Raw genomic sequence first — 7,906 nt, 5'->3', positions numbered from 1 at the left:
ACCCCCGCCCGTAGTTCCGCCCGCCCCCACCGCACGGGCAGAACGGCCCATCGCGGGGGCGACCACCGCCGTCGGGCATCTTCTAGGCTCAGCCCGAGATGTCTTCCGCCCGATCGAACCCACCGCGCCGCAAGCGGCCCGTCACGCGCGCCCGTAAGCGGGTGAGCCGGACCATCGGCACCGTCGTGACCGCGATCGGCGTGCTGTCGACAGCCGTCACCTGCGGCGTCGGCGAGGTGTACTCCGGAGGGATCCAGGCGGTCGACGCGGTGCTCGGGATCTTCCTCGTGGTTATGCTCCTGAGCTGGGCGGTCGGCGCGATCTGGGCGTCCGTGGCGCTGATCGGCCAGGGGGTCGTGCGGATCCCGCGCCGGCGGCGGCTGCGGGCGTGGGCCAAAGGTGTGGGATGGGCGTGGTTCGCCAACGGCAAGCAGATCCCCGCCCAGCAGGCGTCCGCGGCGAGGGCGTGCCAGCCGGTCCGGGAGCTGAACTCGGACAAGCGCGCCAGGTTCTCCGAGCTGCTCACCGGGCAGTACCGCGACCGGACGGCACTGGCCTTCCACTTCGAACGGGGCAGCGGGTACCTGCTCGAGGTGGAGCAGATCATCGCCCTTCGGCTACGGAACGCGCTGCCGCCGGTGAGCATCGTGGACCGCGCCGAGGACGACGTGTTCACCGGTCAGCGGGTGCGGTTCGAGTCCGCGACGTTCAACCACCACTGGCGGGTCGACGCCGAAGACCCGCGGTACGCGTCGGCGTTCACCCATCCCCGCGTGATGGAACTGCTCAACCACACCGACGACTCTGTCACCGAGATCCACCTGCGTGGGGACCATCTGGTCTCGCACGCCCCGACGAACCTGACCCCGCAGCTGCTCGAGACGCACCTGCGGGTCCTGGCCGAGATCGACGACGGCATTCCCGAGTGGGTGTGGCGCGAGTACGCGGGCACCACCAGTGCCAGGGCGAGGCGGACCTGACCCGTGCACATGCCGGCTGGCCCTGCTACGCGTATGAGCCGGGTCACCCTGCGCCCGGTTCGGGTGGCGGTGTCAGCGCCGTATGCTCGAACGGTGCAGATGACAATCACGATCGGTCAGCGGCGCAACCGTCGTGCAGCGGGTTCCCTGATCGTGGGGATCGGGTGACGGCGGAGCGCTGGGTAGGGGTCAACGAGGGCTCGGTCGCCTGGGCGGACGCCGCCCACGACATCCTCACCGAAGTGGCCGGCCATCACCTCGCCGTGATCACGCGCGCCGATCTCGCCGAGCAGGTCCAATCCCGTACCGGGTTGCGCACCCGTTCCCCGTACCGCACGTGGATCGGGAGCGTCCTCGCGATCGTGGTCACCCGCGCGCACGCGGAAGCGTTGCCACCGCTGACGTCGCTGGTGGTCCACCGGGCCGGTGGTGACGTCGAGACCGAGGAGGGCGTCACCCAGGCCCGCTTCGCCTGCTACCGCCGCTACGCCGACGACATCCCTGCCGAGGTCATCGCCCTCGCGGACGCCGAGGTGCGTGCCAAGGAGGCCGAGGCCGCGGAGGCCACCCGCGCGCGCCGCACCAGGTCCAGCAGCGCCGGAACTCGTGCACCTCGGACGCGCAAGCCGGTAGTGCCCGAGGAAGCTCCCAAGATCTGCCCGACCTGCTTCGTCCAGCTCCCCGCGTCCGGGATCTGCGACGACTGCGGCTGATTCCGGCCCGGACCCGATGTCCACCGACCGACTGCTCTCCTGGGGCGCGGAACTGCGCGCGGTGCACGCCCGGCTGCGCGAGGCTTTGGCGGTGGCGCGGGACAACGTCGAGGACGCCGAACCCGCCGGGCCCGCCCCGCGGGACCTGCTCCTGTACTGCTGGGGCTTCTGTTCCGCGCTGACCGGGCATCACCGCAGCGAGGACGCCGCCCTGTTCCCGCAGATCGAGGCGGCCCACCCGGACCTGGCGCCGGTGCTGCGGGGCCTCACCCAGGACCACTCGATGCTCGACCATCTCATCGGGAACCTCAGCCGCACCCTTGAGGCCGGGGCACCGCGCGAGGACACGCTGCGCCACCTCGACGGCATCGAGGCGGTCATGGAGACCCACTTCCGGTTCGAGGAGAAGCAGCTGATCTCGGTGCTGGACGCCCTCGAACTACCCGGCCCGGACCGTTCCGCGGCCGGTTCCCCAATCGGGGCGGACGAGCCCGACGAAGCCGCCGGCGATCGGCGGCACTACCTCGGCCCGCTCGCCTGAAGAGCGATGCGGGCCGCGGCTGACAGGATGACCGGATGACCATCCCGCCCGCCGACTCCAGCCCGCTCAAGGGCTCGCTGGCCTCGTTCCTTGCCGACTTCCACGCACTGGCGAACCTCGCCGCCGAGCACTCGACGCCGGAGACCTCCGGGGCGCCGCTGCTGCCGGTGCTCACCGCGCACCTCGGTGTGGACCCACGCACCCCCGCCACGCTCACCGAGGAGATAAGTCCGCTGCGCACGGCGGACGCGGACGTCGCCCTGGAGCATGTGATCACGGCGCACGGCGGCGGCGAACAGCTCGGCATCGGGGGCGGGGACCAGCGCTGGCACAACTCGCTCAGCGAGATCGTGCAGTACGCCGGCCAGCACGGCATGTTCCCGATCGGGCCGGTCGAGTTCCGCACCGTCCCGGTCGGCCCGGCGAACGAGCGGTCCGTGGTCGCCTTCGGCCTGCACCTGTTCGCCTTCGACGGCAGTCCGGTCGCGGTCCTGCAGCGAGGCAGCAACCCGCAGTTCGGCGCGGCCGCCAAGTTGGAGGTGCTCACGCCCGACCGGGAGGTGGCGGCGGCCTTCCTGACCCAGATCCGCGCCGCGATGAACAGCCACAGCGTGCTGCGAGGGCAGGTCGTCACGTTCACCAGCTCCGAGTACGGGCCGAGCGCCGGCGGGGTCACGTTCCACGCCCGCCCCGAAGTCGGAGCGGGTGACATCGTGCTGCCCGAGGGCACCCTGCACCGGATCGAGCGGCACGTGCTCGGCATCGGCGCCCACGCCGAGGCGCTCGCCCGCGCCGGCCAGCATCTCAAGCGCGGGGTGCTGCTGTACGGGCCGCCGGGTACCGGGAAGACCCTGACCGTGCGCTACCTGGTGGGCGCCGCGAGCGACGCCACCGTGATCCTGCTCTCGGGGCAGACCCTCGCACTGGTGTCCCTGGCCGCCGAGACCGCCCGCACCCTGGCACCGGCGATCGTGGTCCTGGAGGACTGCGACCTGGTGGCCGGTGCCCGCAACCCGCACACGTCCTCCCCGTTGCTGTTCGAGGTCCTCGACGCCCTGGACGGCCTGGCCGCCGACTCCGACGTCACGTTCCTCCTCACCACCAATCGGGTGGACGTGCTGGAGCCCGCGCTCGCGCAGCGGCCCGGCCGGGTGGACCTCGCCGTCGAGATCCCGCTGCCGGACGCACCCGCCCGGCGTGCCCTGCTCGACCTGTACGCCGGGGACCTGCCCTTCTCCGCGCAGGCCCGCGAGGAGGTCGCGGAGGCCGCATCCGGTGCCACCGCGAGCTTCGTCAAGGAACTCGTGCGGCGCGCGGTGCTGCTCGCCGCCGAGGCCGGCACCCCGGAACGGGTCGGCGACGACGAGCTGCGTTCCGCCGTCGCCGAGATGATGTCCGACGGCGACGCGATCACCCGGGCGACCCTCGGCGCTTCGGGACCGGACGGGGCACCCGGCGGCTTCGACGAGGACGGCTCGGACGACGGGACCGGAGAGGGCGGCGTGGGCTGGTTCGCGTACGCTCCCCTCGCCGGTGAGGTGTACCGGCCCGGGCTGCAGGGCCCGCACCCGAGCGCCTCCTTCTCCTCGGACCTCCACTTCGAGCCCGATGCCGGGGGCGGCACCGAGGCGGTCCTGGATCCCGGTTCGGGCCGCCGTCCCGACGGCGGTCCCGACAGCGGACCGGACGCGGGTCCCGACGGCGGTGGTGCGCCCGCGTAGGTCGGTGCGCCTCCTCGTCGGACGGGGCAGCCGCCGACGACATTCCCCTTGACGCCGCAGGGGCGGTCCACGGCATCCTGGGGCGTCCCGTCCGTTCGATCACCCTGAGAGGCCGTCCGATGGCACTGCGCTGGAGCACCCTGGACAACGATGCAGTGCCCGCCTGGGCCGAGCTGACGAACCTGCTCGCGAAGGTCGACCGCACCGAGGAGTACTACGAGCCGGAGGACCTGGCCGAGGAACTCGGCGAGCCCGGCTTCGACCCCGCTCTGGACTCGATCGCGGTGTGGGACGGTGACACCCTGGTCGCCTACAGCCAGCTCCGGGTCTCGCTCGCGCTCACCTACGAGGGCACGGCCCGGGCGATGATCGGCGGCGGCGTGCACCCGGACTGGCGCGGGCAGGGCATCGCCACCCGGATGTTCGACGAGATGGAGCCACGCGGGCGGGCACTGGCCGCCGAGCGTCACCCTGGCGAGCCGTTCGAGCTCCGCGCGTCCGGCGGCCTGGAGACGGATCCGGTCCGCCCGCTGCTGACCGAGCGAGGCTACGAGATCGTCCGGTACTTCACCGCGATGCAGCGCCCGCTTCCCGGGGACCCGCTGCCCGAGGTCACGGACCCGCGGGTCGGGCCGGTCACGCCCGAGCTGGCGGAGCCGCTGCGGCTCGCGCACAACGAGGCGTTCGCCAGCCACTGGGGTTCCGCGCCGCAGGAACCCGAGCAGTGGGCCAAGGGTATGGAGGCCCGGTCGCTGCGGGTCGCGACGTCCCGGGTCGCCGTGCAGGACGGCGTGGTGCTCGCCTATGTGATCACCGCCCAGTGGGTGGACCGGGAGCTCTACATCAGCATCGTCGGCACCCGCCCGTCCGCGCGTGGCCAGGGCCTGGCCCGCCAAGTGCTGACCGCGAGCCTGACCGCCGCGGCGGCGACAGGCGAGTACGACCTGGTCGAACTCGACGTCGACTCCATCAACCCGACCGGCGCCGGCCGTCTGTACGAGTCGGTCGGCTTCACGCCGGTGCGCACCACCGCGACGTTCGCGAAGCTCGACGGCGCCGGCTGACGCTCCGACGGCTGGAGACTCAGCCCGACCTGGTCCGGTGTGCTCCAGGCATGGTGCGACAGGTCAACGTTCACGAGGCGATGTCCAGCCTCTCGAACTGCTGGACTCGTGGAAGCGTCGAGTCGGTGGTGATCGCGCGCGCCGGGCGTCCGGTGGCCGACCCCTGCTCGTCGTGCAGGCGCTGAACGAGGGCGTACCGCTCAGGACTGCCGATGCCGGGCTACTCGGGGCGCTGCGCGACGTAGACCCACTCGCGGCCGGGCCTGTCCGGTGCGTCGCGCACGTCGCGGACGACATAGCCGGTCTCGACGAGTGACGCCTCGACCTCCTCGCGAGTACGGAACCGCAGACTCGATGTCGACTCGATGCGGACGCCGTCGGCGTGGAACACCGTCGGCGATGAGAACGTGAGCACGCCGTCGGAGTAGGAGATGATCTCGGTCCAGTCCTCGACCAGGCCGGCCGGGCCGCAGTCCACGATCTGGTGCGTGGCCTCCGGCGTCCAGCCCTCCCAGGCACGCACCTCCGGCCGGCGGGCCTCGAACACCAGGTGCCCGCCCGGCCGCAGCGCCCGGTGGATGCCGGCGAGCGTGGCGACCCAGTCGGCCTCGCTCGTGAACACCTGCGCGACGTTCGCCGTCATGGTGGCGACGTCCACGCTCAGTTCCGGTAGCGAGGTGGCGTCGCCGTCGAGCCAGCGGACCCGATCGGCTCCCGGCTTGCCGCGGGCGACCTCGACGCTCGCCCGGGCGGGGTCGACGCCCACGACGTCGAGGCCCCGGTGGGCGAGCATGATCGCGAAGGTGCCGGTGCCGCACCCGACGTCGAGGACGGTGCGGGCGGCGAGCTCGTCGACCACGAGGGCGACGTAGACGTCGAGGTCGCTGCGGTCGGGGTCGAGGGCGTCGTAGACGGCAGCGAGCCGGGGCTCGTCGAAGATCGGATCGGGCATGCCCGTCACGCTAACGGGCACGCCCAACCGATTTACCCAGGCGTCAGGCCTGGATGATCACTGGTTCACCGCCTGCGACCAGGCGCCAGTCGGTCGCGGCGAAGGCCGAGGAGTCGATCTGGCCGACGGCCGTGACCCAGTCGATGATGAGTTGGCGGATCTCCACCTGGGCGTTGTAGACCACCGGGGCAGCAACCACGCCCGGGAAGTTGCCGCCGCCGGACTGCCGGTAGTTGTTGATCGCGATGACGAACCGCTGCGCGGGGTCGATCGGGGCGCCGTCGTAGCTCAGGCCGACGATCCGGGATCCGGGGGCCCGCGCGATGTCGATGTCGTAGGTGAGCGGCGCGGTGAAGCCGCCCATGATGTCGTAGTTGTAGTCGGGCGTGCCGTTCGGCGCCGTCGGGGTGACGGCGTTGGTGACGTCGTCCGGGGTGAACGGTCCGGTACCGGTGACCTGCTTGAAGTAGGCCGCGGACTGCTCCAGGTAGGCGAGCACCTCGGCCCCGGTCAGCGTGATCGCCAACAGGGTGTTGTCGAAGATGTACATGCCGGCCACGTCCCGCACCGTCACGTCGCCCGCGGGAATGGCCGCGTCCCGGTTGAACGGGGCCGCGATGGACAGCACCGGAAGGTCGGCCTCGGGCGTGCCGGCCAGGGCCTGGGTGACGGCGTCCGACTGGACGTGGTTGATGAAGTCCATGGCCGCGGTGTCCTCGTAGCGGGAGGTCTGCGCGGACATCGCGGTCAGGTTCGTGCCGATCACCGAGTTCACGTAGCCGCGGACCGTCTCGTGGTCGGCGGTGAGGATCTCCACGATCGCCGGGTCCTGCGGCACAGAGTTCGCGTTCAGCAGGTGGGAGTGCGCGGACTCCACGTGCCAGCGGCCGCGTTCGGACACCAGGTCGAGGTCCATGACGCTGAGCCGCATGCCCCAGCGCAACGGTTCGGTGAGCAGTACCTGCTTACCGGTGGCGGTGTTGGTGACGAAGCGCTCGACGATCTCGGAGTGTGCGTGGCCGACGAGGATCGCGTCGATGTCCGGCACCTGCTCGGCGACCAGGGTGGCGGCGTTCTCCGGGTAGGGCAGGGCGTCGCCGTAGGAGCTGGACGTGTCCGCGCCGGAGTGGGCCGAGACGATGATGATGTCCGCACCGCGGCTCTTCATCCGCGGCACGAACACCTGCGCCTGCTCGACGAGGCCCGGGAAGTGCAGGATGCCCTCCACGTTCGCCTTGTCCCAGATCGCCACGCCCGGGGTGACCAGGCCGAGGATGCCGACCTTGATCGGGCGGGCGCCGCGCGACCGGACCGTGTGGATGACATAGGGCTCGTAGGCGGGTTCACCGGTGAAGTCGTCGACGGCGTTCGCGCACAGCAGCGGGAAGTCCAGTTGGTCGACGAACGTGGCCAGGGTGTCGAGGCCGTAGTTGAACTCGTGGTTGCCCATCGCGGCGGCGTCGTATCCGATCGCGTTCATGGCGGCGGCCATCGGGTGCACGTGCCCGCCGGTGATCGGGTCGATCCTGGCGTAGTAGTACGCGAGCGGGGTGCCCTGGATCGTGTCGCCGGCGTCCAGCAGCAGGGTCGTGCGCTCACCACGCTCGGCCCGCATCGCGCTGACAAGCGTGGAGATCTTGGCCAGGCCGATGTCGTTGCCGGCCGAGTCGGTGTATTCGCCGTCCTTGAAGTAGTCCCAGTTGAACACGTTGCCGTGCAGGTCCGTGGTGCCGAGCACGGTCAGGCGGCGGCGGTGCGCGTCATTGCGGCCGGGACCCGCGTTCCCGTTGCTGCCGGCATGCGCGGCATCGGCGCCGACGATGCCCGCGGCCGCGGCGCCGGCGGTGCCGACGGCGGCCATCCCGAGCAGCCGACGTCGGGACACCTCCGAATCGAGGAGGGCGGCGTGCGCGGACTTCGCGTCGGAGGTGGGGG

7 protein-coding genes are annotated in these 7,906 nt (G+C 71.5%); 5 read left to right on the top strand and 2 right to left on the bottom strand.

Features of this window, described 5'->3' with window-relative positions; all coding sequences use genetic code 11:
* Positions 1–98 precede the first annotated feature (98 nt).
* The 5 genes from HALOF300_RS03585 to HALOF300_RS03565 all read left to right on the top strand — a co-directional run bounded on the left by HALOF300_RS03585 (position 99) and on the right by HALOF300_RS03565 (position 5,019).
* Complete coding sequence (locus HALOF300_RS03585) at positions 99–980, top strand: hypothetical protein (RefSeq protein WP_156739375.1); 882 nt, start codon at positions 99–101, stop codon at positions 978–980.
* Between the two features lie 164 nt (positions 981–1,144).
* A complete protein-coding gene (locus tag HALOF300_RS03580) occupies positions 1,145–1,693 on the top strand; it encodes a hypothetical protein (protein ID WP_156739374.1) in 549 nt (182 codons plus the stop codon).
* Positions 1,694–1,709: 16 nt separating this feature from the next.
* The gene (locus HALOF300_RS03575) at positions 1,710–2,234 is read left to right on the top strand and encodes a hemerythrin domain-containing protein (protein WP_156739372.1); all 525 of its coding nucleotides are present in this window, start codon (positions 1,710–1,712) and stop codon (positions 2,232–2,234) included.
* Positions 2,235–2,269: 35 nt separating this feature from the next.
* Positions 2,270–3,955 carry an AAA family ATPase gene (locus HALOF300_RS03570; protein WP_156739370.1) on the top strand — a complete coding sequence of 562 codons (1,686 nt, stop codon included), beginning with the start codon at positions 2,270–2,272 and terminating at the stop codon, positions 3,953–3,955.
* A gap of 119 nt (positions 3,956–4,074) precedes the next feature.
* Positions 4,075–5,019: a GNAT family N-acetyltransferase gene (locus tag HALOF300_RS03565; protein WP_156739368.1), complete on the top strand. Its 945-nt coding sequence runs from the start codon at positions 4,075–4,077 to the stop codon at positions 5,017–5,019.
* Between the two features lie 220 nt (positions 5,020–5,239).
* Here the strand turns inward: HALOF300_RS03565 and HALOF300_RS03560 are convergent, their stop codons facing one another.
* Together HALOF300_RS03560 and HALOF300_RS03555 are read right to left on the bottom strand one after the other, a co-directional pair.
* Positions 5,240–5,971: a class I SAM-dependent methyltransferase gene (locus HALOF300_RS03560; RefSeq protein WP_156739366.1), complete on the bottom strand. Its 732-nt coding sequence runs from the start codon at positions 5,969–5,971 to the stop codon at positions 5,240–5,242.
* Between the two features lie 43 nt (positions 5,972–6,014).
* Positions 6,015–7,856 carry a bifunctional metallophosphatase/5'-nucleotidase gene (locus HALOF300_RS03555; RefSeq protein ID WP_231954994.1) on the bottom strand — a complete coding sequence of 614 codons (1,842 nt, stop codon included), beginning with the start codon at positions 7,854–7,856 and terminating at the stop codon, positions 6,015–6,017.
* Positions 7,857–7,906 lie beyond the last annotated feature (50 nt).

It is taken from the genome of Occultella aeris, from assembly GCF_902703175.1.
GTDB classification, from domain to species: domain Bacteria; phylum Actinomycetota; class Actinomycetes; order Actinomycetales; family Beutenbergiaceae; genus Occultella; species Occultella aeris.
The sequence above is the reverse complement of the archived record's forward strand: the minus strand, read 5'-3'. Positions and strand labels throughout refer to the sequence as shown.